Origin of the sequence: Pedobacter sp. Leaf132, assembly GCF_920984695.1 — a bacterium.
Lineage (GTDB): Bacteria > Bacteroidota > Bacteroidia > Sphingobacteriales > Sphingobacteriaceae > Pedobacter.
The window spans coordinates 267,786-294,479 of sequence record NZ_CAKLBO010000005.1; the positions used below are offsets into that span (position 1 = coordinate 267,786).

The 26,694-nt window shown below is 35.6% G+C and carries 25 protein-coding genes; 8 read left to right on the forward strand and 17 right to left on the reverse strand.

From position 1 onward, the window contains the following. Positions 1–18: 18 nt before the first annotated feature. From miaA to LUA86_RS11975, 4 genes are all read right to left on the reverse strand, one after another. Complete coding sequence (miaA, locus tag LUA86_RS11960; RefSeq protein ID WP_231462617.1) at positions 19–939, reverse strand: tRNA (adenosine(37)-N6)-dimethylallyltransferase MiaA; 921 nt, start codon at positions 937–939, stop codon at positions 19–21. A 63-nt stretch (positions 940–1,002) separates the two neighbouring features. Beyond that, on the reverse strand, positions 1,003–1,650 hold the full coding sequence (locus tag LUA86_RS11965) for a plasmid pRiA4b ORF-3 family protein (RefSeq protein WP_231462625.1): 648 nt from the start codon (positions 1,648–1,650) through the stop codon (positions 1,003–1,005). A 99-nt stretch (positions 1,651–1,749) separates the two neighbouring features. Then, the gene (locus LUA86_RS11970; RefSeq protein WP_231462627.1) at positions 1,750–3,156 is read right to left on the reverse strand and encodes a CCA tRNA nucleotidyltransferase; all 1,407 of its coding nucleotides are present in this window, start codon (positions 3,154–3,156) and stop codon (positions 1,750–1,752) included. Positions 3,157–3,264: 108 nt separating this feature from the next. Then, a complete protein-coding gene (locus tag LUA86_RS11975) occupies positions 3,265–3,831 on the reverse strand; it encodes an L-threonylcarbamoyladenylate synthase (protein WP_231463121.1) in 567 nt (188 codons plus the stop codon). A gap of 192 nt (positions 3,832–4,023) precedes the next feature. Here LUA86_RS11975 and LUA86_RS11980 point away from each other — a divergent pair, with 192 nt between their 5' ends. Further along, positions 4,024–4,578 (forward strand): DUF4136 domain-containing protein, encoded by a 555-nt coding sequence (locus tag LUA86_RS11980; protein WP_231462635.1) that lies wholly within the window; start codon positions 4,024–4,026, stop codon positions 4,576–4,578. Here LUA86_RS11980 and LUA86_RS11985 read toward each other — a convergent pair whose 3' ends face one another. Next, the gene (locus LUA86_RS11985) at positions 4,579–5,784 is read right to left on the reverse strand and encodes a glycosyltransferase family 1 protein (RefSeq protein WP_231462637.1); all 1,206 of its coding nucleotides are present in this window, start codon (positions 5,782–5,784) and stop codon (positions 4,579–4,581) included. A 15-nt stretch (positions 5,785–5,799) separates the two neighbouring features. After that, positions 5,800–6,618 (reverse strand): 2,3,4,5-tetrahydropyridine-2,6-dicarboxylate N-succinyltransferase, encoded by an 819-nt coding sequence (locus LUA86_RS11990; protein ID WP_231462641.1) that lies wholly within the window; start codon positions 6,616–6,618, stop codon positions 5,800–5,802. Positions 6,619–6,791: 173 nt separating this feature from the next. Here LUA86_RS11990 and LUA86_RS11995 point away from each other — a divergent pair, with 173 nt between their 5' ends. Then, entirely contained in the window at positions 6,792–7,193 is a 402-nt protein-coding gene (locus LUA86_RS11995) for an RNA-binding S4 domain-containing protein (protein WP_231462643.1), read from the forward strand. 1 nt (position 7,194) lies between these two features. Here the strand turns inward: LUA86_RS11995 and LUA86_RS12000 are convergent, their stop codons facing one another. Further along, positions 7,195–7,968 (reverse strand): EcsC family protein, encoded by a 774-nt coding sequence (locus LUA86_RS12000; RefSeq protein WP_231462645.1) that lies wholly within the window; start codon positions 7,966–7,968, stop codon positions 7,195–7,197. Between the two features lie 109 nt (positions 7,969–8,077). Between LUA86_RS12000 and LUA86_RS12005 the strand changes: the two genes are divergently transcribed. Further along, positions 8,078–10,000 (forward strand): TlpA disulfide reductase family protein, encoded by a 1,923-nt coding sequence (locus LUA86_RS12005; RefSeq protein ID WP_231462647.1) that lies wholly within the window; start codon positions 8,078–8,080, stop codon positions 9,998–10,000. 109 nt (positions 10,001–10,109) lie between these two features. Here LUA86_RS12005 and LUA86_RS12010 read toward each other — a convergent pair whose 3' ends face one another. Both LUA86_RS12010 and LUA86_RS12015 read right to left on the reverse strand, forming a co-directional pair. After that, positions 10,110–10,592: a nucleoside deaminase gene (locus LUA86_RS12010; RefSeq protein ID WP_231462649.1), complete on the reverse strand. Its 483-nt coding sequence runs from the start codon at positions 10,590–10,592 to the stop codon at positions 10,110–10,112. 63 nt (positions 10,593–10,655) lie between these two features. Then, complete coding sequence (locus LUA86_RS12015; protein ID WP_231462651.1) at positions 10,656–11,255, reverse strand: OmpH family outer membrane protein; 600 nt, start codon at positions 11,253–11,255, stop codon at positions 10,656–10,658. A 503-nt stretch (positions 11,256–11,758) separates the two neighbouring features. On the opposite strand from LUA86_RS12015, the gene gyrB reads away from it, so the two are divergent. Beyond that, complete coding sequence (gyrB, locus tag LUA86_RS12020; RefSeq protein ID WP_231462683.1) at positions 11,759–13,717, forward strand: DNA topoisomerase (ATP-hydrolyzing) subunit B; 1,959 nt, start codon at positions 11,759–11,761, stop codon at positions 13,715–13,717. A gap of 198 nt (positions 13,718–13,915) precedes the next feature. Here gyrB and LUA86_RS12025 read toward each other — a convergent pair whose 3' ends face one another. The 8 genes from LUA86_RS12025 to mdh all read right to left on the reverse strand — a co-directional run bounded on the left by LUA86_RS12025 (position 13,916) and on the right by mdh (position 20,173). Further along, positions 13,916–14,842 carry a bestrophin family protein gene (locus LUA86_RS12025; RefSeq protein WP_231462690.1) on the reverse strand — a complete coding sequence of 309 codons (927 nt, stop codon included), beginning with the start codon at positions 14,840–14,842 and terminating at the stop codon, positions 13,916–13,918. Between the two features lie 27 nt (positions 14,843–14,869). After that, a complete protein-coding gene (locus tag LUA86_RS12030; protein ID WP_231462692.1) occupies positions 14,870–15,367 on the reverse strand; it encodes a hypothetical protein in 498 nt (165 codons plus the stop codon). 142 nt (positions 15,368–15,509) lie between these two features. Continuing rightward, positions 15,510–16,862 carry a HAMP domain-containing sensor histidine kinase gene (locus LUA86_RS12035; RefSeq protein WP_231462694.1) on the reverse strand — a complete coding sequence of 451 codons (1,353 nt, stop codon included), beginning with the start codon at positions 16,860–16,862 and terminating at the stop codon, positions 15,510–15,512. Further along, the gene (locus tag LUA86_RS12040) at positions 16,862–17,539 is read right to left on the reverse strand and encodes a response regulator transcription factor (RefSeq protein WP_231462697.1); all 678 of its coding nucleotides are present in this window, start codon (positions 17,537–17,539) and stop codon (positions 16,862–16,864) included. Before LUA86_RS12040 ends, LUA86_RS12035 begins: the two co-directional genes overlap by 1 nt. Before the next feature lie 146 nt (positions 17,540–17,685). Continuing rightward, positions 17,686–18,225, reverse strand: coding sequence for an SRPBCC family protein (locus tag LUA86_RS12045; RefSeq protein ID WP_231462703.1), 540 nt, complete (start codon positions 18,223–18,225; stop codon positions 17,686–17,688). 56 nt (positions 18,226–18,281) lie between these two features. After that, the gene (locus LUA86_RS12050) at positions 18,282–18,677 is read right to left on the reverse strand and encodes a group III truncated hemoglobin (protein ID WP_231462711.1); all 396 of its coding nucleotides are present in this window, start codon (positions 18,675–18,677) and stop codon (positions 18,282–18,284) included. A 59-nt stretch (positions 18,678–18,736) separates the two neighbouring features. Next, complete coding sequence (locus tag LUA86_RS12055) at positions 18,737–19,162, reverse strand: aspartyl protease family protein (RefSeq protein ID WP_231462714.1); 426 nt, start codon at positions 19,160–19,162, stop codon at positions 18,737–18,739. Between the two features lie 72 nt (positions 19,163–19,234). Further along, positions 19,235–20,173 carry a malate dehydrogenase gene (gene mdh / locus LUA86_RS12060; RefSeq protein WP_231462716.1) on the reverse strand — a complete coding sequence of 313 codons (939 nt, stop codon included), beginning with the start codon at positions 20,171–20,173 and terminating at the stop codon, positions 19,235–19,237. 119 nt (positions 20,174–20,292) lie between these two features. Here mdh and LUA86_RS12065 point away from each other — a divergent pair, with 119 nt between their 5' ends. The 4 genes from LUA86_RS12065 to dnaE all read left to right on the forward strand — a co-directional run bounded on the left by LUA86_RS12065 (position 20,293) and on the right by dnaE (position 26,681). Continuing rightward, positions 20,293–20,838, forward strand: coding sequence for a lipocalin family protein (locus LUA86_RS12065; RefSeq protein ID WP_231462733.1), 546 nt, complete (start codon positions 20,293–20,295; stop codon positions 20,836–20,838). 22 nt (positions 20,839–20,860) lie between these two features. Then, positions 20,861–21,313 carry a lipocalin family protein gene (locus LUA86_RS12070; RefSeq protein ID WP_231462742.1) on the forward strand — a complete coding sequence of 151 codons (453 nt, stop codon included), beginning with the start codon at positions 20,861–20,863 and terminating at the stop codon, positions 21,311–21,313. An 86-nt stretch (positions 21,314–21,399) separates the two neighbouring features. After that, entirely contained in the window at positions 21,400–22,080 is a 681-nt protein-coding gene (locus LUA86_RS12075) for a type 1 glutamine amidotransferase domain-containing protein (protein WP_231462744.1), read from the forward strand. Between the two features lie 167 nt (positions 22,081–22,247). Then, complete coding sequence (dnaE, locus tag LUA86_RS12080) at positions 22,248–26,681, forward strand: DNA polymerase III subunit alpha (protein ID WP_231462746.1); 4,434 nt, start codon at positions 22,248–22,250, stop codon at positions 26,679–26,681. Positions 26,682–26,694: the final 13 nt, after the last annotated feature.

Below are 26,694 nucleotides of genomic sequence, written 5' to 3' on the forward strand. Positions count from 1 at the left end.
TTTTTTCGAGAGCTTTTTTTATACGCCAATATTTTGAGCAATTAAGCTGATAACAGCTTGTTTTTCATTGGGTTCGAACCAATTTATTTCTTCGTCTCTCCTGAACCAGGTTAGCTGTCTTTTCGCAAAGCGACGGGTATTTTGTTTTATGGCAGAAATGGCTTCATCTAGTGAGATTTTCCCATCCATAAAATCAAATATTTCGCTGTAACCAACTGTGTTTAAGGCATTCAAATTTTTATATTCAATAAGAGACTTTACTTCATCCACGAGTCCAGATTCCATCATTTTATCAACCCTTTCATTAATTCGGTTGTACAAAAGGGCTCTATCTGTGTTTAAACCAATTTTAATGATGTTAAAAGGTCTTTCTTTTTTAGTTGCGGATAACATTGAAGAAAGCTTTTCTCCGGTAGAAAGAAAAACTTCTAAACCTCTTATCATCCTTTGAGGATTATTTTGATCAACTTTGTCGAAATATTCGGGGTCGTATGCTTTTAATTGATTTTGGATAGATTCCAATCCTTCTGTTTCAAATTGATGGTTAAGTTTAGCACGTATGGCTAAATCTATTTCAGGCATTTCATCCAAACCATTGATAAGGGCATTTATATATAAGCCTGAGCCACCAACCATAATAGCAATATCATGCTCTTGAAAAATACCATCAATTACTTTTAATGCACTTTGTTCAAAATCTCCGGTACTAAAAAATTCTTTTACCGAATGAGAATTTATAAAATGATGCTTTGCAGCGCTCAGTTCATTTCCATCAGGCTTTGCCGTACCAATTTCCATCTCTCTAAAAAATTGTCTGGAATCGGCAGATACAATTTCTGTTTTGAAATGTTGGGCAACATGTATAGCTAAAGCTGTTTTTCCAATTGCTGTTGGTCCAACAATAACAACTAATGTTTTGGATTTTTTGCTTGTAGCCATTTTGTTTGCATAAAAAAACTGTCGGATGTATGTCCGACAGTTTAATAATATCATTTTATTTAATTAGTAATCTTCTTTTTGTGTATCGTCTTCAAAATTATCATCGTCAGAGAATTCATCACCAAATTCGTCATCTTCCTTTTCATCATCTTCGTCTCGTTCCTCTTCATTAATGCCCATTTCTCCCATAGCTTCTAATTCATCAGTATCTTCAGGAACAAAATTTAATTCATTAAGGAAATCAAATTCACCAGCCGATACAGCTGTAGAGCCGGCATCTACGATCTGACCGCTTTTCTGTTCCAGAATTTTAGGGGCTTCACCAGTGCTTTTAGCCAGAAAAGGATATTCAATATGCGGATCGGCATCCAAAATGATTTTTATCAATTCTACGTGAAAATCAAAAGGGCGATCAAAATTATAGGTGTAATAAAATTTTTGATGAGGATCTTCAATAAAGCCACTAAGCTTCGAATTCTCCATTAAAACAACACGATCTTTTTTTCTATCATTAGGTAAATAAGCAATTTCATCACCTTTTAACCAATTATCGGTACTTACATAAAATGATGATGGTTTTTCTGCATTATAACCAGTTGATTTATGTATTGCTTTGTGCAAATCTTCAAATGTCTGATTAGATTTGATATCGATTTCACGTACCACATCATCAAAATCTTCGAAGGTAATTTTAAATTTATAAATAGCCATTATTGTCTTTTGGAGCCGTAAAAATAAAGTTAATTTGTTTCATCACAAAACAACAAACGCAACAAAAAGGTTGTTTGTTTTATCAATTCGGCAATTAAATTATTTATTAACGGGTTTCAAACCCATTTGTTTGGCTAAGCTCAGCATAAAATTAAAAGCCTGATTATAATCATTAGCGATTTCTCCTTCCAAAATGGCTTCTCTAATGGCACTTTTTATAATTCCGACTTCCTTGCCAGCTTCCAAAGCAAAAGTTTGCATAATATCATTTCCGGTAACGGGTGGTTGCCAATTTCTAATTTGATCTCGCTCTTCAACATCTTTAAGCTTCTGTTTAACCAACTCAAAGTTGTTTCTATATTTTGCTTTTTTGTATTCGTTTTTAGTGGTTACATCGGCGTTGCAAAGCAACATTAAGCTTTCAATTTCTTCGCCGGCGTCAAATAGTAATCTTCTAACCGCCGAATCTGTTACCGTATCTTGCGCTAAAACTATCGGACGAAGGTGTAATTGCACTAGTTTTTGAACGAATTTCATTTTTTCGTTAAGGGGTAACTTCAAATCGTTGAAAATTTTTGGAACCATTCTAGCGCCTTTGTCTTCGTGCCCATGGAAAGTCCAGCCGTGGCCTTCTTCAAATCTTTTAGTTGCCGGTTTTGCTATATCATGCAAAATTGCTGCCCAGCGCAACCACAAATCGTCGGTGGTTTTACAAATATTATCTAAAACCTCCAAGGTGTGATAAAAATTATCCTTGTGACCTTTCCCTTTGATGATTTCTACTCCGTAAAGTTGAGCCATTTGAGGGAAAATTATATGTAGTAGTCCAGTATCAAACAAAAGTTTAAAACCCACCGATGGTTTCGCCGATAAAATAATTTTATTCATTTCATCCGTTATACGTTCTTTAGAAACGATGCTGATTCTGCTTTTTTGAGCTTTTATGGCTTCAATTGCTTGCTCATCAATAGTGAAATTTAATTGAGAAGCAAAGCGAATGGCCCGCATCATTCTTAATGGATCATCCGAAAATGTGATTTCAGGATCAAGAGGCGTTCTGATTATTTTATTTTCAATATCCTTAATGCCTCCAAACGGATCTAATAATTCACCAAAATTTTCTGCATTTAAGTTTATTGCCAATGCATTTATTGTAAAATCGCGGCGAAGCTGGTCATCTTTTAACGTACCATCTTCTACAATTGGTTTTCTAGAATCAGATCGGTAAGATTCCCTTCTGGCACCAACAAACTCAATTTCTAAATCGTTATATTTTATATTGGCTGTACCAAAACTCTTAAACACGGCTACTTTAGTATTTAATTTTTTACCTACAGCTTCTGCGTATTCTATTCCGCTGCCTAACACCACCACATCAATATCTTTTGAAGAACGATATAAGAACAAATCGCGTACAAAACCACCAATTACGTAAGCTTCGGTTTGGTTTTTATCTGCAATTGTAGATAGTATTTTAAATATGGGGTTATGTAAATGTTGTTGCATAATAATGGAGTTGTTAGCACAAGCTTTTTTAAGATGATGAATTCATCACGAAAAAACACCTTTTCTATTTGGTTAACAACCTGATTAAATTTTTTAAAATTTATAAAATTACTTGCGAATAAATTCGAACTGACCACCCGCCGATAGTTTCATTATGGTTGAAGGCTTTTTTATGCTGCGATTTTCTTGCTCAAAATCTACTACATAATCTACAGCATCCACAATTTTACTATCAATATCATCGAAGTATTTTGGTGAAGGATTTCCGCTTAAATTTGCTGAGGTTGATACAATGGGTTTTCTAAATCTTTGAATTAATGGTGTACAAAAATCATGTTTAGCTACCCTGATTCCAACACTTCCATCAGTATTTATTACATTTTGAGCCAAGTTTTTTGCTCCAGAAAAAACAATAGTTAAGGGGTTTTCGGCATACTCAATTAAATCGTAAGCTACATCTGCAACTTCGGTTACATAGCTTTGAATTTTGTTCTCTGTGTCTAAAAGAATAATAAGGCTTTTTTCAGCTGGTCTGTTTTTGATGGCCAAGAGCTTATCTACTGCTTCAGCGTTTGTAGCATCGCAACCAAGTCCCCAAATTGTATCTGTTGGATAAAGGATAACACCACCTGCCTTTAAAACTTCTAAAGCTTTGTTAATTTCATCTTTAAGCATGTACAAAGATAAGATGTTAAATTCGCTCAACCGAACAATATTTAACATTTAAACCAAAACAATGGCTTTTTCTATTGGTTGTTAGAATAACAATAATAGTGTAAAAATTAGGCTGTTATGTAATCTAATTATCCGAATTATTCGTATTTTTAGTTAGGTTATAAAAAATAGAAACACGCAAATAAAATGTATATGAGAACTTTAACCAAATTATTTATGCTATTCGCGATCGTAATAGCATTTAGCAGCTGCTCGTCGCTTCGTACAGCATCTGATTACGACAAAACCGCTAATTTCGGTAATTACAAAACTTACAATTTTTATGAAAAAGGCTTAAACAGATTACAAATGAATAATTTGGATAAGCGTAGAATGTTGGCAGCTATTGATGCTGATTTAACAGCTAAAGGCTTCAGTAAATCTGCCAAACCAGATTTATTGGTAAATTTAGTTGTGGTAGCCAGAGAACGTACCCAGATTTACAACTACGGCCCAGGGTTTTATGGACCAGGTTGGGGTTGGGGCTGGGGATGGGGCGGCTGGGGCGGCGGCGGCATGACCAACGTTAACCAATACATGGAAGGCACCGTAATTATCGATTTCTTAGATCCAAAATCAAAAACTTTAGTTTGGCATGGCCGCGGTAGTGGCTTTAATCTTGATAATTTAAATAAGAGAGAAGAACGTTTAAATACAGGTATTAAAGAAATTTTGGCTCAGTATCCGCCAGCTGTAGCTTCGAAGTAATTATTTTAAAATACTCTGGTAGCAATCCATCAAGTGCTTAGTAACAAAAGGGCTGTTGAATTTTTGAACAAATTCCAGCCCTTTTGCTTTCATATTGTCCTTTAACCCTGGCTCGTTTATAACTTGATTTAAGTGCTGGCTAAGTTGTTTTGAATCGTTAGGATTAACATACAAACTATCAGGGCCACCGGCTTCTTCCAGGCATGAACCAGTTGCTGCAATAACAGGCACTCCAGAATACAAAGCCTCAATTATTGGTATACCAAAGCCTTCATAAAATGAGGGGTATACAAAAACTTCAGCCATTTGATAAATTCCTGGTAAATCTGCAAATGGAATGTTCCTGAGGAAAATTACCCTTTCTTCTAAACCCAGTTTTTGGATTTCATTGTTAACCGATTCGAAATATGGCGTTGGCTTACCAATAACTACTAATTTATAATCCTTATCAACATCTTTTAATGCTTGAACAATTAATTTCAGATTCTTCCGAGGCTCAATAGTTCCAACATTTAAAATGTATTTTTCAGGAAGATGATAGGTGTTTTTTATTCTTGATAAGGAATCTGCAGGAATCAGGCTTTTAAAAATATCATCACAGCTTTGATAAATCACCTCAATTTTATCAGGATTAATCCCGTAAAGTTCAACAATATCATCTTTAGTTTTTTCGCTAATGGCAATTACCTTATCGGCATTTTTGCAAGCTGATTTGCTTTTCCATTCGTAAAGCTTTCTATCGATAAACTTATAATACTCTGGGTAACGAAGAAAGATTAAATCGTGGATGGTAACAATTGATTTAATTGGAGTTTTAGATATCCCTAAAGGTATTTCATGACTTAAGCCATGAAAAAGCTGAATTTTATCCTTCTTTAAATCTTTTAAAATATTAAAACTTCGCCATAAAAATTTTCCACTTTGTGGAAGCTTTAGGCGAATGTTTTTTAATGTAAAGAAGGATTGAATTTGTTTAGCTACCTTAACTTTTGGAGCATAAACATAGTATTCATTTTCTGGAAATTGGATGGCTAAATTCTCAATCAACGAACGGCTATAGTTTCCTAAGCCGGTTAAGTTATTTGCAGCACGCTTGCCATCGAAACCGATTTTAAGCTTAAAGCTTAAAGCCGAAAGACCAAAGCTTGATTGCTCAAGTTCCCGACTTTCGGCTTTTTGTATTTTATTTTCGCTTTCAGCTTTCAACTTTTTGCTTTCGGCTTATACAGCTACATTATTTTCTCTTAATGCATCATTAAGCGAAGTTTTCTTATCTGTACTTTCTTTACGTTTACCAATAATTAAAGCGCAAGGAACCTGAAAATCTCCCGCTGGGAATTTTTTGGTGTAACTACCCGGAATAACTACCGAACGAGCTGGTACAATTCCTTTATATTCGACAGGTGTAGGACCTGTTACATCGATAATTTTAGTTGATGCTGTTAAAACAACATTAGCACCAAGAACCGCTTCTCTTTCAACTTTTACGCCTTCTACAACAATTGCTCTCGAACCTAAAAATGCATCATCTTCGATAATTACCGGAGCAGCTTGTACCGGTTCTAACACGCCGCCAATACCAACGCCACCACTTAAATGTACACGTTTACCTATTTGAGCACAAGATCCTACAGTCGCCCAGGTATCAACCATTGTACCTTCATCTACATAAGCACCAATGTTTACGTACGATGGCATCATGATTACGCCTTTAGCTAAAAATGAACCATAACGAGCACTTGCCATAGGCACAACACGTACACCAGTAGATTTATAGTCGGTTTTTAAATCCATTTTATCATGATAAACAAAAGGACCACTTTTAATCTCTTTCATCTCACGGATTGGGAAATATAAAATAACGGCTTTCTTTACCCATTCGTTAATGCCCCAAGAGTTTAAAACTGGTTCAGCAACGCGGATTTCTCCTTTATCAAGACCCATAATTACGGCTTCAATAGCTTCACAATAATTACTGTATTTTAAAAGGGTTCTATCTTCCCAAGCGGCTTCAATTAATTTCTTTAAATCTGAATACATTATGTTTTTAAATTTTATGCAAAATAACTTAAAAAAATTGGTTTTTAATTTTGTTTTTTAGTTTTTTGGATGCTTGGTTTTTTGGCTTTGGGTTGCTTAACTTTGGTTTTTTACATTTGTAAGCTTAGGTTCTAAACCAATCAGTTATAAACCCAGGCAACAAACACACTCACATGGCAGAAGCAGAAAAACTTAGAATTGATAAATATTTGTGGGCAATCAGACTTTTTAAAACCAGAAGCCTGGCAACAGATGCTTGTAAAGCCGGCCGGGTTAAACTTAAGGGCCAAAATATTAAAGCATCAGCAATTGTTAAAATTGGCGATGTTTATCAGGTATCAAAAGGAATAGAAAAAAAAGTTATTGAAGTTGTAGATTTTAGTTACAACCGAACCGATTCGCCAACGGCATTAACCAAATACAAAGATTTAACACCCGTTGAAGAAACACATGCATTTAAATCTGCGTTTCATTCGCCAAGTTTAAAAAGAGATAGAGGAACCGGGCGACCAACCAAGAAAGATCGCAGGGAAACAGACGATTTGATAGGAGGCTTGTTTAACGAAGAAGATTAAATTATTCGTTAGTTTCCAGTCGTAAATCCTTAACCTGCTTTTCAGCAATTACTACCGATTGCATACTGAAATACCTCATTCTATAACTCATCATTGCAGTTTTGCCTAATCTATCTATAAGTTTATAATTGGCAACGGCACCTACAGCTGCACCTACAAAAGGAAGCATTTGCGCAAGTTTTGCTAAATCTATATAATCGCGATATTGCTGTTGAAAGGTTAACCAATCAAACTCATCAATGTTGGTTGGAAGTTTATGAGCCAGGTTATCCCAATTCTGCATTTTTGCAAAAACATTCTGGCTCTCTTTTTTACTGGAAAATGCCAGCTGAAAAATGTGTAGTATAAATAATCTTTCTCTATAATCTTTAACATCGTAACCATAGGTTGCCGCAATATCAAACAGCATTTTCATTTTAATACCTAAAAGGATGGGGAAGTCGGCAAGGCTCATTAAAAAACCACCCGCTCCGGTAATTCCACCTTCTGCTGCACCTGTTTTTTTATAATTATCTATTTTCTGCATTATCAGCGCTTCGCGATGCATGAAAGTAAAATCCTCCACAGGCTTAGCCGTTGTAAATGTTGAACCAAAAAGTACAGCCTTTACCATTTGTTTTATTGCAACCGTAATTGCACTATGTACTTTATCTGGTATGTAGCTATTTATTTTCTTTTGAACATTATCCGTTACCTTGTTAAACAGAGATGGTTTTTGCAAGGTTTTAAACTTCCAAAATTCAAGTTCATTTGTAATTTTTTGTTCGTAGGTCATGCAAATACCTTTGCAATAATTATACCTTAAATTTTAATAAAATAATTTGTGATTTAAATTTATAAACTATATATTTAGTTATTCTATTCCTAAACCTAACCTTTTAAATATGAAACCATTAAAATTATTTCTCCTCTTGTGTTTTATAGCAAAATTAGCAGGAGCTCAATCGGTAAAATTTTCAACTGAAAATCCGGTGGCAGGCACAACAGTAAAATTTACTTACGACCCCAAAGGTACAAACCTGCAAAATCTGGCTGATGTTAAATGTACCTCATTAAGTTTTTTTTCTACTACAAATCCTAAAAGCGCAAAAGTGGATTTGGTAAAAGAAGGAGATATTTACAAGGGGGAAATTGTAACCTCAGACAGTATTACATTGGCTGCTTTAGCATTTTCTGTAGATGAACAGAAAGATGAGTCGCCAAATGGCTATATGTTAAAATTTACCAAAGATGGAAAAATACCTGCAGAGGCTTACCTAAATGAAGCTTTCTTGTTTGGTTTGGCCGGTAAATTTTATCTGGGCTTAACCTTAGATTATGCAAAAAGTGCGGCAAGCTACAAACAAGCCTTCGCCATCAAACCTGCTTTGGAAAAGAAATACCTGGTAAACTATTTATCTAACGTATATAAAGCAAATAAAGAAACTGGTGCACTATTGATTGAAGAAAATATTAAAACACTTTCTAAAATTAATGATCCGAAAGAGGAAGATTTAGTTACGAATTTGAACTTATATAATATTTTAAAGAAAAAAGCGCAAGCCGATTCGGTTAAGGCAATTGTTTTAAAGAAATTTTCGACTGGGAATTATGCTTACGGACAAGCAATGAATGCTTTGTACGCAGAAAAAGACCCTCCAACTTTAGAACAGAAAGCAAACGATCTGATTACTAAATTCAAATTAGACAAGGCTAATAAAGCCGATGCAGCTAAATTAAATTCTGTTTATGCACTTGTGGCCGAAGCATTTGCAAGTGTTAAAAATGATGCAAAATTTGAATTGTATGCAAACAAAGTTGATGCAAAAACCACTCGTGCCGGCTTGTACAATCAGCTAGCCTGGCCATTGGCAGAGAAAAATGAAAATATAGCCTTCGCTACAAAGATTTCTAAACAATCGCTCGATTTGATAGAATTGGCGAAGAATGATGAAAAACCTGCTTTCTATCAAACAAAAGAAGATTACATTAAAGCATTAGACCAAAGCTGGGGTATGTACGCAGACACGTATGCTTTACTGCTTTATCATGATGGCAAATTTAAGGAAGCCTTGGCAACACAAGAAAAAGCGGTGTCATATTATAAAGTAATACCTCCAGATGTTAACACACGCTACATTACGTATTTAATTAAAGACGGTAAGAATGAAAAAGCATTTACGGAGGCCGAAAAATTAATCAGAGAAGGAAAAGGCTCTGATTCGCTTAAGAAAGACTTTAAAATGCTTTACGCAAACCTTAAAAAGGCCGGTTCATACGAAACATTTATGGCTGATTTGGAAAAAGAAGCCAATGCAAAAGCAAAAGCAGAGTGGACTAAAAAAATGATTAACATTCCGGCTCCAACCTTTTCATTGGCAAATTTAAAAGGCGAAAAAGTTAGTCTTAGTGATTTAAAAGGTAAAATTGTAATACTTGATTATTGGGCAACATGGTGTGGTCCGTGTGTAGCATCTTTTCCAGGTATGCAAAAAGCGATGGCTAAATATGCAAACAACCCTAATGTGGTGTTTTTATATGTAAATACATGGCAAACAGAAGAAAATAGAGAAAAAGTTGTAACCGATTTTATCGCTGAAAAAAAGTTAAACTTTAATGTTCTGTACGATACCAAAAATGTGAAAGATCCTTCCAAATTTGATATTGTAAGTGCCTACAAGGTAGAAGGAATACCAACCAAATTTATTATCGATGGTGATGGAAATATTCGCTTCAAAGCGGTTGGTTTTTCAGGTTCTGATGATGGAGTGGTAAAAGAAATAGACTCAATGATTGGCTTATTAACGAGCAAAGAAGCAAGTAAATAGGTTAATTTTTCATTATAATATATGTCACGTTGAGCTTGTCGAAATGCCTTAAGTTTATTTCTTAAGCCCTTCGACAAGCTCGGGATGACAGTTTTGCCACTACGCCTCTTTAATATTCCAATCTCAATGGAGATTTCTCCCAAAGCCTGAAAGCTTCCAGGGCTTCATCACGCATTAACTGTACAATAGGGAGGCTTCTGTCGTCCATAGCTTTATCAAGTTCCTCGTAAATAAATTTATCGCTAAAGCCAATGTTTTCTGCATCAACTTTAGTGTTTGCATAATAAATTGTATCAATTTTGGCCCAATAAATTGCACCCAAACACATTGGGCATGGTTCGCAGCTGGTATAAATAACACAACCGCTTAAATCAAAAGTGTTTAATTTGGTGCAGGCTAATCTAATTGCCGAAACCTCTGCATGTGCGGTTGGGTCGTTAGTGGAAGTAACTTTATTTCCCGAACCAGCTATAATTTCGCCATCTTTAACTACAACTGCACCAAAAGGGCCACCAATATTTTCTTTTACATTTTTTACTGAAAGGCTAATTGCCAAACGCATAAATTCAGCATGTTTTTCGATGTTTTCCATATTAAATTTTAAGCAAAAAAAATGCCCCGATTACTCAGGGCATTCAGTTTAAATATTGTTTAATTATTTTTTAGAATAATCAGCATTTAAGCCTTTAATTACTTCTGCAGTTACATCTAAGCTTTCATCGGCAAATAATATAGCGCTGTTGCCTTTTGAGTAAGTTAAAACCATTTTATAGCCTTTTTCTTTAGCGTAAGTTTTTAAATAAGCAGCCACTTTATCGTAAAGCTTTTCGTTCTCTGCAGCTTGCTCGTTTTGCAAAGCACCGCCGGCATTTTGTTGGTAGGTTTGTAACTCTTGTTGTTTACGTGCTAAACGTTCTTCAGTAGATTTTCTTTGGTCGGCAGATAAAGTTTGTGCCGATTGTTGGTATTGCGTAACCTCTCTTTGGAAAGCCTGACCTTTAGCTTGCATATCTGCTTGAGCGCTTTTGCTTTTGCCTTCAAATTTTACTTTAAGGTCTTTAAAGTAATCGTATTTTGTTAATAAAGAATCAGAGTTAACATATACAATTTTCTCGCTTGGAGATACCGCAGCAGTTGTGCTATCTGTTTTTTTAGTTTCAGTTGTTTTAGCGTCTTTGTTTTGACATGCCGAAAAAGCAGTAATTAATGCTGCTGTAGCAAATAAACCAAAGGTTTTAAAGGTTCTTCTTTCCATTATTGTTTAATAAATTTTAGCAAACTTATATAAATTAGTTTTTATATGCAATTTAAGAGTTACGCACTCGCAAATAAAACGTTAAGTAGTTTAAATTATTTGAAAAGCAGTAACAGTTTTTCATTTTAAAGCCTCATCCCGCTAACCATTACAATCTTTTTGTTAAGGCAAACAAAAGTATTTTCGCTGATATCGCCTGTCAGCCTGCAGGCTGGGGTTTAGTTGGCTAATGCAGTTTTAAAATTGGCGCTTGCAGGGTGCAGAACTAACAAAAGAACCACAGTTTTTGTAGATTAAACCCGATTGAAATGGAAAGCCCCCGATTTTCTCGGGGCTTGTAATAAAAAGCGGGGCGAGGGTTAAACTGATTTGCAGGTTTTGCTTTTCAAAATCATTATTTAAACCTTGCAGAAGGCGTTTTTCTAACAGTTCAAAACTTATCCACATATTAGTTAAAGTGCCGAAATTTCCGTATTTTTGAGGATTATAGTTTTAAATAAAATATGAGCGAAGAACAAGATTTAAAGTCAAATTATTCGGCAGATAATATACAGGTTTTAGAAGGTTTGGAAGCGGTGCGTAAGCGCCCTTCGATGTATATAGGTGATACTGGTGTAAAAGGTTTGCACCATTTGGTTTACGAGGTTGTAGATAACTCTATTGATGAGGCTTTGGCCGGTCATGCAGATACAATTGATGTAAGGATTCTAGTAGGAAACTCAATCAGAGTAGAAGATAACGGTCGTGGTATTCCAACCGGTATTAACACAAAAGAGAATAAATCGGCACTGGAAATTGTAATGACGGTTTTACACGCCGGCGGTAAATTTGATAAAGATACTTATAAGGTTTCTGGTGGTTTGCATGGTGTGGGTGTAAGTTGCGTTAACGCACTTTCTACTGATTTAAAAGCTGAGGTACACCGCGAGGGTAAAATTTGGATGCAGGAATACAAAATTGGTGTTCCGCAATACGATGTTAAAGAAGTTGGTACTACCGATAAACGTGGTACGATTGTAACTTTTAGTCCGGATGCTACAATTTTTACGCAAACAACTGAATACAAATATGATACTTTAGCAAGCCGTTTACGCGAACTGGCTTTCCTTAATAAGGGCATTAAATTAACCTTAACGGATGAGCGTGAAACTTTAGAAGACGGTTCGTTTTTATCAGAAGTTTTCCAATCAGAAGGTGGTTTAAAAGAATTTGTAACCTTTTTAGATGGTACAAGAGCATCTTTCTTACCAGAACCAATTTACATTGATGGTATTAAAAATGGTGTTCCGGTAGAGTTGGCTTTTCAATACAACGATAGTTATTCGGAAAATGTTCACTCTTATGTAAACAACATTAATACACACGAAGGCGGAACGCACATTGCTGGTTTTCGTAGAGGTTTAACGCGTACCTTAAAAAGTTACGCAGATAAATCGGGTTTGTTAAAAAACCTGAAAATGGAAATTACTGGTGATGACTTTAGAGAAGGCTTAACCGCTGTTGTTTCTGTTAAAGTACAGGAGCCACAATTTGAAGGGCAAACCAAAACCAAACTAGGTAATAGTGAGGTAATGGGTGCAGTAGATATTGCTGTTGGCGAAGCGTTAGGTGCTTATTTGGAAGAAAATCCGAAGGAAGCAAAAATGATTATCAATAAGGTGATTTTGGCTGCTACGGCTCGTGCTGCGGCTCGTAAGGCTCGCGAAATGGTTCAGCGTAAGAGTGTAATGGGCGGTTCTGGTTTACCAGGTAAACTTGCCGATTGCTCTGACAGTGATCCTGAAAAATGTGAAATTTATTTAGTAGAGGGAGATTCGGCAGGTGGAACTGCAAAGCAAGGTCGCGATAGAAACATTCAAGCAATTTTGCCTTTAAAAGGTAAAATTTTGAACGTAGAGAAAGCGATGGAGCATAAAATTTACGAAAACGACGAGATTAAAAATATGTTTACCGCCATTGGTGTTAGCATAGGTACTCCTGAAGATGATAAGGCTTTGAACATGACGAAACTTCGTTATCACAAAATCGTAATCATGACGGATGCCGATATTGATGGTTCGCACATTACAACTTTAATTTTAACTTTCTTCTATCGTTACATGAGGGCTTTGATTGAGGCTGGTTATGTTTACATTGCATCTCCACCACTTTATCAGGTTAAAAAAGGTAAAGAATTTGAATATTGCTGGAATGATGTGCAACGCGATGCTGCTGTACAACGCTTAAAAGGCGCAGGTAAAGAAGATAGCGTACACATACAACGTTATAAAGGTTTAGGTGAAATGAACGCAGAACAGCTTTGGGATACAACTTTGAATCCGGCTACGCGTACTTTATTACAGGCTACAATTGAAAGTGCTGCAGAATGCGATCATACTTTTTCTATGCTAATGGGCGATGAAGTTGCACCACGTAGAGAATTTATTGAGCGTAATGCAAAATATGCTAAAATTGATGCTTAATCCTTAAATCTTTAAAGGGAATTTCAAAAGCACAGAAAATAAAAAACCTCTTCGAGTTATACTTGAAGAGGTTTTTACATTTACATTGATAATTGTAGAGTCAACTATCAAACTTTGCTTTGCCATTTCTCCATCCGGATTAAAGGCGCTGGCTAACTAACCATCCCAAATTATGAGATGTAACTAAAAACTATCTTTTTACAAAATATAGTACGAGCCCATAGGTGCAAGTTCGGTTTGAGGTTTATCCTCATATAATTTGTTATCATCCAGCATCTGTAATAAATCCCTTTCAATAGTTCTGCAAATGGTTGTTGTGGGTGTATCTGTTGGCTTATTCTCAAATGGATCTTGCAAATGCACAGCCATTTTTTCAACCAATAAGAAAAATGCAGCAATGGCAACAACTAGCGGAACTTCCATGTATCCAAAATATTCTATCAAACCAAATGGCAACAAAACGATAAATAAATGGATAGACATGCTTATATATTTGCTATAAGTTACCGGAAACACTGTGTTTTTAATCCTTTCAGAGCCGCCCATGTGGTTACATAAGGCAGTAATGGTTTTATCAATTTCAATTTGCTGATATTTATTAATCCATCCTTCTTGCAAGGCTTTTTTCAAATCCATCGCATGTAATTCTAAAATGGTAACCGTAACATTTTTACGCGTTTTTAAAAAAGCCATTTCTTCCGGAGATAAATATTGCTCAAGTCCTTTGCGTGGATTAAAACCCCTTAAAGACTGACTTAAAGCATAACACCATGCAATTTGTCGTTTAATAAATTTTTGTTTAAAATGCTCAATGTCGTCCTGCCCGTATGGATTTTCTACAAAAGATAATATCTGACGGGAGATTGATCGTGAATCGTTAACAATTGCACCCCAAAGTATTCTGGCTTCCCACCATCTATCGTAAGCCTGGTTAGATCTGAATGCTAATAAAAGTGAAATAACGGTACCTAAAAGTGCGGGAACTGCTACCGGAATGGAGATGCGTGTAATGTGAAAATTTTGGTAGAGTACAACAATACCTACGGAGTAGGTTATTACAAAAAGTAATTCTGTTTTAATCTTTCCAAATATATAGGTGAGCGGAATATTATTGCGTAACAGCATGGTAATTTGATTTAAATTGATGAGTGGTTAGGCGGTTGCCTCTATAAGCTCTTTTTCCGGGATTTTGGTGTCAATTAAGTTTTCCGGAACACGAATGTTGTTAATGTCTAATTCCAGAACAGCACATCCAGAACGTTCTGTTAAAAATTTTGGATTGATACTGTACTTATTAATCGGACAAAAATTGTATGCTTTTGGATAGGCGATGAAATCAACGTCAAAAGCTTCGATAAAATTTTTAAAGGCGGCAACTGTACTTCCATAGAAATATTCTACTCCAGTTGTAGCAACCTGATTTGGAAACTTTTCTCGGTATTGATTTAGAGTTTGATAAAATTCGTCGCTCACATTTTCGTAATCACGGCTGCGGCGACTTAACATTAACATATCAGTAATAGAATCTGACAGTTTAAATGCATGTAAAAAGATTATGTTTAATTTTTCATGCGGTTGGTCTTGAACAAGCGCATCGATAATTTTAGTGCTTTCTAAATTGAAATCTGTTGGTACTAATACTGTTTTCATGGCTGTGCTTTTTAAATTGATAAATATTACATTACAATTTTAAGCCATAGAGATTACAGCGAAATAAGAGCAGGATTAAAACGAGATTAGAATTGGAAAAACTTATTCTTTGCAAGAATAAATCTGCCTAAATTTATCCCTTTTAGGAATGTATTGGTATCATTACCTTAATTTCAGTACCAACACCAACCTGAGATTTGATGCCAATGCTGCCTCGATGCAGGCGGATAATATTTAATGAGAGTGGTAAGCCAACGCCATAACCTTTAAATTCATTGGTGTTTGATGCCCTGTAAAAAGGCTCGAAAATATGCTGAATATCAGATTGTGGAATACCAATACCTTTATCGGTAATCGCCACAGAAACAGTATTTTGATTGGCCTCTATTAATACGGTGACTATATTATTATTTGAATATTTGCAGGCATTACTTACAATGTTTGAAATGGCCAATTTTACCAGGTTTTTGATTGCTCTGATTACCAATTGATTTTCATCATCCGGTAGTTTACTCAAATCCACTTCAATTTTATTTTCCGGATGAACCAGGCTAACGGCTTCTATAACTTCCCAAACAATTTCATCCACTCTAACTAATTCCCAAGGTTGGTTTTTGCCATTAAAGCCAGATTGTGCCAAGCCTAGTAAACTGGTTAGAATGTGCTCTAATCTATCGGCTTCATCTTTAATTTTTGTTAAGGCTATGTGTTGCTTTTCTGCATCCTGTTTGGTGTTTATGGCAAGCTCAAGTTCACCACTAATTACCGTTAATGGTGTACGTAACTCATGCGAAGCATTGCTTATAAAGTTGTTTTGTGTTTCGAAAGCTGTTTCTAAACGATTTAACATATTGTTAAAAGTTTCAGCAAGCTGAGTCATTTCATCTTTGCCTTTCTTAACATCAAGGCGCATGTGTAAATTCTCAGCTTTCATGTGCTTTACGCTTTTAATAATTTTCCGTAAAGGGCGAAGCATGTAATCAGAAAATTTCCACCCAACAATAAAGGATAAAAATACCGATAGGAAAAAACCAATGATTAGGATTTTTTGCAGGTCTTTCAGCTCTCTAAAACCTACCGGATCATTCGCTGATACAATTACTATATAACTTCCGGAAGTATTTTTAAAAAATTTACCTGCATAAAAATGATTATCGGTTCTATACCTTGCAGTTAAACCAGCATTAATTCTTTTATAAAAACTTGAGGGAAGCTCTCTGTCTAGTTTTTTTTCGGTTTTCCCGGCTTCAATAATATATTCTCTTTCTGATGGAAGGCGCTCTAAATATTGGTTACGCATTTTAGCGTATGCGCTATTGTTAACATCTTTGTAAAGTTTTATTTGGGCTGCAATGTTAACCCTTGCCTCTAAACGTTTATAAAAATCTTCGAAAGCAAATTCATTAGAAAAATACCAAACAAAACCACTTAACAGGGAAATAATTACTGCAGAAAGTATTACGAAAAGTAAGGTGATTTTTTTGGCGATAGACATTATTGTTCTCTTAAAACATAACCCAAACCAACAGCAGTACGGATTAATTTAGGTTCGTAATTTTTATCGATTTTTTTACGTAAATAATTAACATATACATCAACAACGTTGGTGCCGAGGTTAAAATCAATATCCCAAACACTCTCTAAAATATCAATCCGAGATAATATTTTCGATTTATTTTTAGCCATAAACTCCAATAACCTGTATTCAGTAGCAGTTAAAATAATATCTTCATTGTTTCGCTGAACGGTTTTGGCGCTTACGTTTATCTTCAAATCAGCAATATGAATAATTTGATCGCTAGCAGGAGCGCCGCTATATCTTCTTAATAAGGTTCTTATCCGGGCAAAAAGCTCGGCAAACTTAAATGGTTTAATCAGGTAATCGTCGGCGCCGTTATCTAGTCCATTTACCACATTTTCTGTAGTACCTAATGCCGTGAGCATAATTACGGGTGTATTGGGCTTTTGCTCTTTTATAATTTTGCATAATTCTAATCCATTAATGCCGGGTAGCATAATATCAAGTATAATTAAACTAAAATCATTATTTAAAGCCATTTGCTTGCCTATTAAACCATCAGGAGCAATACTCACTTCAAAACCTTCTTCAGTTAAACCTCTTGAAATTACTGAAACCACATTTGGCTCATCTTCAACAATTAACAAATTCATATTTCAGTAATTAATTTAAAGGATTGGGAATTAACAAATCTTTATTGATTAGATTATCGTAAAATAAACATTAAAGTTTATCAACAAAAAAATAACATAAAAAAAGCCTTTCGCTTAACGAAAGGCTAAATTATAAAAAAATGAATTTAGATGCCCTTTTCTGATTTTTCTTTTAAGGATGCTAAACCACTTTCAAAATCTTTTCCTATCATTTTATCCATACCACCCATAACCAAACACATCCATTTGCTTATAAAATTATTTTCGCCACTCATGGTCCAGGTTACTTTGCTGCCACCATTATCAGGTGCAATATCAAATTTTGTATCTGCATGGCTTTCAAATGGTTCTTTAAAAAATAAATCTATATCTACTTGTTTATTTGGCTCTGCTTTTAAAATTTTCATTTCACCAGAACCCGTTTCTTTGCCCACCCATGCGTAAACATGTCCAGGTTCGCATGGCGTTCCTTCAAAGGTTGTTTTGGCTGTAGGTTCCATTTTTGCCCATGGGTTCCAGGTGTAGAATTGATTAAAATCAGCAATGTTTCTGTACACTACGCTATCTGAAGCATTTATAGTTGTACTTCTGCTTACTGAATAAGTTTTGGGTAAAAAGAAACTTCCTACCACCAGAATTATTGCCAATACAACAATAATTCCCAATAATACTTTTAAAAATTTCATATTCTATTAGTTTGGTTACCTAAATTTAAAATATTCAACCTAACGACACAAATTTTTTAAACGATATTAATTTTGGGTTTAGGATTGTTGAGCTTAAAATGCATTAAATCAGCAATCGATTGAGCTTTTTGCTTAATGGCTTCTGCATTTGTTCCTTTAAATAAATCATCAACAGTGTTATAAAATAAGCCTTTCCACTCTTCAAATTCAGCTTGATGTAAGTCAACTTTCTTGTGCAAATCGAAATGTGTAAGCATTGGGTTGCCTTTATAAATTGCTTTCCCAAATAGAATACTTTCCCAAAAATCGTACATTTTAGGCAGGTGATGCAACCAATCTACTTTTGCAACATCCGTAAAAATTGGTCCGATTTTATTGTTTTGCTCCACTTTTTTATAGAAAGTATCAACCAAAAGTATAATGTCTTTTCTATCTCTAATATCACTTTTCATGCTGATGCAAATATGGAGTTATACGGACTTTTAAAATATGGTATGAATAAGTTTGAAGATTATCTTTGAAGAATAAGATGCAAATTCTCATAATCGATGATGGCTTTATGCTTCATTAAAATATCGCCACCAATGATACAGCCAATTGGCGGGTGCCCAAATTGTTGGTAGGTATCGCTTACCGATTGCAAATCAAATGCTACAGTTTCATAGTAAGGAATTTTCAACCTACCGATTTTTAACTCAGGAATAGTAGCTTGTATGGTTGTTGTAGTTGTAAAAAGTGTTGCGGCATTAATTTCTTCAGATACTGTAATGGTTTCAGCAAGATGCTTTTCAATTAATGATTTATCAAAAACACTTCTCGAAGCGCCGGTATCCAGAACGGCAAAATGCTTTTCCTTAAAAACAACAACTTCCACCAAAAGGTGGAAGCCATCATCTTGTAAGTTTATAAGTTTAAGTGGAATAGAAATTGTTTTCATAATAATTTAATCATTGAGGCTTAAAACAGAAGACGTTAAACTTCTAGCTGCGTTGCTTCAATTCTCTAAATATTAAACCAATTTCATATCAGCTAATACGCTATTCATGTTTCTAACGGCATCGGCACTTTTGTTAAATGCAGTTTGCTCATCATCAGTTAATTTAAAATCGATAATTTTTTCCCAACCATTTCTGCCAATAATAACTGGTACGCCCAAGCAAATATCGTTTTGGCCATATTCACCTTCCAAAGAAACGCAGCAAGTGAAAAGTTTTTTCTCATCACGTAAAATAGCTTCAACTAAAGCGGCGCCGGCTGCACCGGGTGCATACCATGCAGATGTTCCAATTAAGCCAGTAAGTGTTGCGCCACCAACCATTGTATCAGCAGCCACTTTATCGAGCGTAGCTTTATCCAATAAATTGCTTACAGGTAAACTCTGGTAAGTAGCTAAGCGAGTTAACGGAATCATAGTTGTATCTCCGTGTCCGCCAATAACAAAACCTTGTAAATCATTTGGGTTACAATCTAAAGCCTGAGATAAATAGAATTTGAAACGAGAACTATCTAAAGTGCCGCCCATACCAATAATGCGATTTTTTGGTAAACCTAAAGATTTCAATGCCAAATAGGTCATTGTATCCATTGGATTACTAATTACAATGATAATCGCCTCTGGCGAAAATTTTAATATATTTTCTGCTACACCTTTTACAATGCCGGCATTAATTCCAATAAGTTCTTCACGGGTCATGCCTGGTTTACGTGGTAATCCCGATGTAATAACTACCACATCCGAACCAGCTGTTTTGCTGTAATCATTTGTTACACCCGAAATTTTTGTATCGAAGCCTAAAAGGGTAGCCGTTTGCATCATATCTATGGCTTTACCTTCGGCGAAACCTTCTTTAATATCTAATAATACAAGCTCGTTAGCCAGTTCTTTGCGTGCAATGTTATCTGCACAAGTTGCGCCTACAGCGCCTGCTCCTACAACCGTTACTTTCATATATCTATATTTTTTATGGTTTGCTGTTAATTACCTATCGAAGGTATAAATAAATATAAGGTTTAAAAATGCTTTTCAAAACTTTATGACTACTAGTCTGTTAAAACTTTAAACACATTATGAGATTAAATACCTACAAAGTTTTTCTTCTTTTAGCCATCTCCATTCCAGCATTGTTCGCTTTTTCTATTCTAGAAAATCAACATAAAGAAGATTTAAAAAATCAGCCAATAGCTAAAATAGATTTTAATAAATTTCAGGGAAAATGGTATTCATTAACCAGCATACCAACTTTTTTAGATAAAAAATGGCGTAAAACAATAGAAAACTACACGCTAAAAGATAATCGTTTTGATGTTTTTACCACTTATTATAAACAAGGTGAAGCTGAAGAGCAATCTATAAAATCTAAATTATTTTTTTATTCGGATGAACCGGATGGAAAGATGAAGGCGCAATTTTTTTGGCCTATAAAGGTTGGTTATTGGGTAATCGAGCTGCCCCAAGATTACAGTTATCTAGTAGTAGGTCACCCAGATAAAAAGTATCTTTTTATTATGTCTCGCAAACCAAATCTTGATAAAAACCTAATGCAGCAAATTGTAGAAAGATGTAAAAATAAAGGTTATGATGTGAGCAAATTGGTTAGTCAGGAGCATGAATAATTTAATTAATACGCAAATAAATATGGAAAACAAACCAATCTCTAATATCGATTTGAATGCCTTTGCCGGAAAATGGTATTCATTATATTCTATCCCAACTTTAATGGATAAGAATTGGAAACAAACAACAGAAACTTATACATTAAAAGATGATGATCATTTCGATGTTTTAACAACTTACCATAAAGAAGGTAATCCGGAAGAAAAATCCATCACTTCAAAATTGTTTTTTTATGATGAGAAAGCTGACGGCGATATGAAAGCTCAATTTTTGTGGCCTTTCAAAATTGGTTATTGGATTATAGAATTGGCAGATGATTACAGTTATGTTGTGGTAGGTCATCCCGACGAAAAATATCTTTTTATTATGGCAAGAGCACCTAGAATGGAAGCTGATTTGTTAACTGATATAATTGAAAGATGCCGTGTAAAAGGATATGATGTAAGTAAATTGACAAGTCAGGAACATTTTTAGCCAAACGTATTGCATTTGTCATTTTAATAAAGAAACCATTTTCTGGCATTAATATAGAGCCAGCATCAACATAAATAAAATAAATAATGAAAGTATTAATGATTTTAACATCCCACAGCGAATTGGGAAATACAGGTGAAAAAACAGGTTTTTGGATTGAAGAATTTGCGGCTCCATATTATGTTTTATCAGATGCAGGAGTAGAAATTACCCTTGCATCGCCAAAAGGTGGTCAGCCGCCTATCGATCCAAAAAGCGATGCTCCGGATGCGCAAACCGAAGCAACAAAAAGATTTAAAGCTGATGAAGAATTAAAAGATAAGCTTAGCAAAACACATAAACTGGCTGAAATAAATGAAGCCGATTACAATGCTGTTTTTTACCCGGGCGGACATGGACCACTTTGGGATTTGGCAAACGACGAGAAATCAATTTCTTTAATTGAATCTTTTTACAATGCTGAAAAACCTGTTGCTTTTGTATGCCATGCACCTGGAGTTTTAATAAAAGTTAAGGATAAGGATGGCAATCCTTTAGTAAAAGATAAACAAGTTACCGGTTTCTCAAATACTGAAGAAGAAGCTGTTAAGTTGACAGATGTTGTGCCGTTTTTGCTGGAAGATGAATTGCAAAAGCTTGGTGGGCATTATAGTAAAGGTGCAGATTGGAGTTCTTATGTTAAAAAAGATGGTTTGTTAATTACCGGACAAAACCCAGGTTCATCAGAAGAAGCTGCAAATGTGCTTTTAGAAACTTTGAAAGGATAATATCCTATTTTTTCGTGAAATCAAAGCCGAAATAGAATTTTATTTCGGCTTTTTTTGTGCATAATAATTTGAGTTTTTTGTTGATAAAATTTGACAAATCAGCCTATCAAAATCCTTATTTTTGAAGAACCGTTATTATTCTGAACGGCTAATTCTTTAACCAGCGTATGTACTTAATTTTTGATACTGAAACCACGGGTTTGCCGCGTAACTACAATGCACCAATTACCGATACCGATAACTGGCCGCGTTGTGTTCAAATTGCATGGCAATTGCATGATGAGATGGGGCGATTGGTTGAGCATCAGGATTATCTGGTTAAACCGGAAGGATTTAATATTCCTTATGATGCTGAAAGAATTCATGGTATTTCGACCGATTTAGCCGTTGAACAAGGCATTTCTTTTGATGAAATGCTCGCTAAATTTAACGAAGTACTGAACAAAGCAAAGTTCATTGTTGGCCAAAACGTTGGCTTTGATGTGAATATAATGGGTTGCGAATTTCATCGCTTTGGTGTTGCAAATCGAATGGCAGAAATGCCGGTTTTAGATACCTGTACAGAAGTTACTGCGCAACTTTTGCAATTGCCGGGCGGTAGAGGTGGTAAATTTAAATTGCCAACTTTAACCGAATTGCATAGCTATTTATTTGGCGAACCATTTAACGAAGCACACAATGCAACGGCCGATGTAGAAGCTACCACACGTTGTTTTCTGGAGCTGGTAAAACGCGAAGTATTTAAGAAAGAAGAACTTTTAGTTGATGCCGAATATTTCCCGCAATTTAGAGCGGTAAATCCTGCAACAATTAAAGGAATTGGCTTAAAACACATCAATTTAAAGGCCGCGTCTGATGAAATTCGTAAACGCATTCAAAAAGCTGAAGGTGGTGGGATTTCTAAACAAGAATTAGAAGGTAATAAGCAGGAACTTGCTGCGGCAACCTTTGTGCACTTACACAATCATACACAGTTTTCAGTTTTACAAAGTACCATCAGTATACCCGATTTGGTTAAAGCTGCGGCTGCAAATAAAATGCCTGCCGTTGCCATGACCGATCATGCCAATATGATGGGCGCTTTTCACTTTGTGAACAATGTTTTAAACCATAATAAAGCTGCAGAAGCTAAAAATGCTGCAGCTATAGAAGCTGGTGAAAGACCAACTGAAATGGTTATGACACCAATTGTTGGTGTCGAATTTTTTGTGTGCGATAATCATTTGGACAGAACTGCAAAAGATAATGGTTACCAAATGGTGCTTTTGGCAAAGAACAAAAATGGTTATCACAACCTGGCCAAAATGTCGTCTATTGCTTACACGAAAGGTTTTTACTACGTTCCACGTATCGATAGGAACGTAATTGAGCAATACAAAGACGATATCATCGTACTTTCCGGAAATCTATCGGGAGAAATTTCGAGTAAGATTTTAAACATGGGCGAAACCCAGGCCGAGGAAGCATTGATTTGGTGGAAAGAGAAGTTTGGCGATGATTTTTACATTGAGGTAATGCGCCACAATCAGGAAGATGAAAATCGTGTAAATGAATCACTGATATTACTGGCAAGAAAACATAATGTTAAGCTGGTAGCTACAAACAATATTTATTACATCAACAAAAAAGATGCAAATGCGCATGATATTTTGCTTTGTGTAAAAGATGGTGAGAAGCAGGCAACACCAATTGGTCGTGGACGTGGTTACCGTTATGGCTTGCCAAATCAAGAATATTATTTCAAATCTGCCGATGAAATGAAATCGCTTTTTGCCGATTTGCCAGAGGCGATTTTAAACATACAGGAAATAGTAGATAAGATTGAAACCTACAAACTTGCCCGAGAAGTTTTACTTCCAAAATTTGATATTCCTGAGGAGTTTTTAGTAGCTGAAGATGAAGCTGACGGTGGTAAACGTGGAGAGAATAAGTATTTAAGGCACTTAACTTACGAAGGTGCAAAAAAACGTTATGGTGTTTTAACGCCTGATGTTACCGAGCGGTTGGATTTTGAATTGGCAACGATTGAGAAAACCGGTTACCCGGGATATTTTTTAATTGTTCAGGATTTTATTGCAGAGGCCAGAAGGAGGGATGTTTCAGTAGGACCGGGTCGTGGTTCGGCGGCAGGTTCTGTAGTGGCTTATTGCCTTTGGATTACCAATATCGACCCTATTAAATATGACCTCCTTTTTGAGCGTTTCTTAAATCCCGATCGTGTTTCCATGCCCGATATCGATATCGATTTTGATGATGAAGGTCGTGGGCGTGTAATGGAATACGTAATTAATAAATACGGTTCTAGTCAGGTCGCTCAAATTATTACCTATGGTACAATGGCTGCAAAGTCATCCATAAGAGATACGGCAAGGGTTTTAGATTTACCACTTTTTGAAGCAGATAAAATTGCAAAGCTGATTCCGAATATGAAGCTTGCAAAAATCTTCAATCTTGATGAAAAAGCGCTAAAAGATGCATTACGTCCGGATGAATACGAACGTGTTGTTGAACTTAAAAACATGGGCGGGCTTAAAGATTTAAGCGCCGAAACCATTCAACAAGCGCAAGTTTTAGAAGGTTCGTTAAGAAATACTGGTATTCATGCCTGCGGTGTAATTATTACTCCAAGCGATATCACCAATTTTGTTCCGGTAGCAACCGCAAAAGATTCTGATTTATATGTAACCCAGTTTGATAACTCCGTTGTAGAAAGCGCTGGTTTATTAAAAATGGACTTTTTGGGTTTAAAAACCCTTACTTTAATTAAAGACACGGTTAAACTTGTTAAGAAAAGACATAATATAGATTTAGATCCGGATAACTTCCCGATAGATGATGTAGCCACTTACGAACTTTTCCAGCGTGGAGAAACCATTGGTATTTTCCAGTACGAGAGTCCGGGTATGCAGAAATACATGAAGGAGTTAAAGCCAACGGTTTTTGATGATTTAATTGCCATGAATGCTTTGTACAGACCAGGACCGATGGAATATATTCCAAGTTTTGTTAGGCGGAAAAACGGCGAAGAAGATATAAAATATGATTTAGATGCCTGTGAGGAATACTTAAAGGAAACCTATGGTATTACCGTTTACCAGGAGCAGGTAATGCTTTTATCGCAAAAATTAGCAGGTTTTACCAAAGGTGAGGCCGATGTGTTGCGTAAAGCAATGGGTAAAAAACAGAAGGATGTTTTGGATAAGATGAAGCCTAAGTTTGTGAAGCAAGCTTCAGAAAAAGGACATGCCGCGGATACATTAGAAAAAATCTGGAAGGATTGGGAAGCTTTTGCATCTTATGCCTTCAATAAATCTCACTCTACTTGTTACGCCTGGATTGCTTATCAAACTGCGTTTTTAAAGGCACATTATCCGGCAGAATATATGGCAGCTGTACTTTCCAATAACATGAGCGATATTAAACAAGTAGCTTTTTTTATGGAAGAATGTCGGCAAATGGGCGTAACTGTACTGGGTCCTGATGTAAACGAATCTGACTTAAAATTCTCTGTTAATACAAACGGAGAGGTTCGTTTTGGCATGTCGGCGGTTAAAGGCGTAGGTGAAAAAGCGGTAGAAAGTATCATCGAAGAAAGATTAGAAAAAGGAACTTACAACAGCATTTACGATTTCGCGAAACGCTCTAACACAAGAATTGTAAATAAAAAAGCTTACGAAAGTTTTGTATATAGCGGTGCCTTTGACGCTTTCGGGCATCATAGAGCGCAATATTTTTACATCGGGCCAAATGATAAAATGAATGGTATCGAGAAAATAATCAAATACGCTAACGATTTTCAGAATAATGAAAACACATCTCAAGGTTCGTTATTTGGTGGCTCAAAGGCAGATATGATTTTAGAACCATCTTTACCGGTATCGCCAGAGTGGGCTTTAATGGATAGGTTGAAATACGAAAAAGATGCTATCGGTATCTTTCTTTCGGGCCATCCTTTGGATAATTATAAGTTAGAGCTCGATAAATTCTGTACGCATGGCGTTCGCCAGTTAAGCATTATTAATAAAGTACGCATGGGCGATACGAATGAAGATGTTTTAGCTGAATTTGAAAAATTAAAAAACCGCGAACTTTGTGTAGGTGGTTTGGTTGTAACAGCCTCGCAACGTATAACTAAAACCGGCAAGCCGTTTGGTACTTTCGTTTTCGAAGATTATGATGATGCCAGCGAAATGGCACTTTTTGGAGAAGATTTCCTGAAGTTTAAATCTTTCTTAACCGAAGGTTATTTCCTTCAAATTAGAGGCAGAGTAGGCGAGCGTTTTGGAAAAGCCGGCGATTGGGAATTTAAAGTTACTTCAATAAACTTAATGTCTGAGCTGCGAGATAAACTAGCAAAAACAATTACCATTCAGGTTCCGATAGAAAAGGTTAATGACGAATTGATGCGCCAGATTGAAGAAATATTAGCAGACAATAAGGCAAATTCCGAACAGCAAAACTGTCAGCTAAATTTTGCAATTTACGATAGAGAAAAGGAGTTTATGTTAGATTTGCCTTCTAAAAATTTAAAGATAAACCCTAACAACAAGTTCTTAGAACAAATAACCGGATTGAATGTTGTAAATTATAAGTTAAACTAAGATAAACATTCTC

What these genes read in the sequence shown, in the direction of transcription:
- LUA86_RS12075 (WP_231462744.1), top strand. Translation starts at nt 21,400, where the DNA reads ATGAAAGTATTAATGATTTTAACATCCCACAGCGAATTGGGAAATACA.
- LUA86_RS11995 (WP_231462643.1), top strand. Translation starts at nt 6,792, where the DNA reads ATGGCAGAAGCAGAAAAACTTAGAATTGATAAATATTTGTGGGCAATC.
- LUA86_RS12035 (WP_231462694.1), bottom strand. Translation starts at nt 16,862, where the DNA reads ATGTCTATCGCCAAAAAAATCACCTTACTTTTCGTAATACTTTCTGCA.
- LUA86_RS12070 (WP_231462742.1), top strand. Translation starts at nt 20,861, where the DNA reads ATGGAAAACAAACCAATCTCTAATATCGATTTGAATGCCTTTGCCGGA.
- LUA86_RS12040 (WP_231462697.1), bottom strand. Translation starts at nt 17,539, where the DNA reads ATGAATTTGTTAATTGTTGAAGATGAGCCAAATGTGGTTTCAGTAATT.
- LUA86_RS11965 (WP_231462625.1), bottom strand. Translation starts at nt 1,650, where the DNA reads ATGGCTATTTATAAATTTAAAATTACCTTCGAAGATTTTGATGATGTG.
- LUA86_RS12025 (WP_231462690.1), bottom strand. Translation starts at nt 14,842, where the DNA reads ATGCTGTTACGCAATAATATTCCGCTCACCTATATATTTGGAAAGATT.
- mdh (WP_231462716.1), bottom strand. Translation starts at nt 20,173, where the DNA reads ATGAAAGTAACGGTTGTAGGAGCAGGCGCTGTAGGCGCAACTTGTGCA.
- dnaE (WP_231462746.1), top strand. Translation starts at nt 22,248, where the DNA reads ATGTACTTAATTTTTGATACTGAAACCACGGGTTTGCCGCGTAACTAC.
- LUA86_RS11975 (WP_231463121.1), bottom strand. Translation starts at nt 3,831, where the DNA reads ATGCTTAAAGATGAAATTAACAAAGCTTTAGAAGTTTTAAAGGCAGGT.
- LUA86_RS12030 (WP_231462692.1), bottom strand. Translation starts at nt 15,367, where the DNA reads ATGAAAACAGTATTAGTACCAACAGATTTCAATTTAGAAAGCACTAAA.
- LUA86_RS12050 (WP_231462711.1), bottom strand. Translation starts at nt 18,677, where the DNA reads ATGAAAAGTGATATTAGAGATAGAAAAGACATTATACTTTTGGTTGAT.
- gyrB (WP_231462683.1), top strand. Translation starts at nt 11,759, where the DNA reads ATGAGCGAAGAACAAGATTTAAAGTCAAATTATTCGGCAGATAATATA.
- LUA86_RS12015 (WP_231462651.1), bottom strand. Translation starts at nt 11,255, where the DNA reads ATGGAAAGAAGAACCTTTAAAACCTTTGGTTTATTTGCTACAGCAGCA.
- LUA86_RS11970 (WP_231462627.1), bottom strand. Translation starts at nt 3,156, where the DNA reads ATGCAACAACATTTACATAACCCCATATTTAAAATACTATCTACAATT.
- LUA86_RS12000 (WP_231462645.1), bottom strand. Translation starts at nt 7,968, where the DNA reads ATGACCTACGAACAAAAAATTACAAATGAACTTGAATTTTGGAAGTTT.
- LUA86_RS12065 (WP_231462733.1), top strand. Translation starts at nt 20,293, where the DNA reads ATGAGATTAAATACCTACAAAGTTTTTCTTCTTTTAGCCATCTCCATT.
- miaA (WP_231462617.1), bottom strand. Translation starts at nt 939, where the DNA reads ATGGCTACAAGCAAAAAATCCAAAACATTAGTTGTTATTGTTGGACCA.
- LUA86_RS12010 (WP_231462649.1), bottom strand. Translation starts at nt 10,592, where the DNA reads ATGGAAAACATCGAAAAACATGCTGAATTTATGCGTTTGGCAATTAGC.
- LUA86_RS12045 (WP_231462703.1), bottom strand. Translation starts at nt 18,225, where the DNA reads ATGAAATTTTTAAAAGTATTATTGGGAATTATTGTTGTATTGGCAATA.
- LUA86_RS11990 (WP_231462641.1), bottom strand. Translation starts at nt 6,618, where the DNA reads ATGTATTCAGATTTAAAGAAATTAATTGAAGCCGCTTGGGAAGATAGA.
- LUA86_RS11980 (WP_231462635.1), top strand. Translation starts at nt 4,024, where the DNA reads ATGAGAACTTTAACCAAATTATTTATGCTATTCGCGATCGTAATAGCA.
- LUA86_RS12005 (WP_231462647.1), top strand. Translation starts at nt 8,078, where the DNA reads ATGAAACCATTAAAATTATTTCTCCTCTTGTGTTTTATAGCAAAATTA.
- LUA86_RS12055 (WP_231462714.1), bottom strand. Translation starts at nt 19,162, where the DNA reads ATGAAAACAATTTCTATTCCACTTAAACTTATAAACTTACAAGATGAT.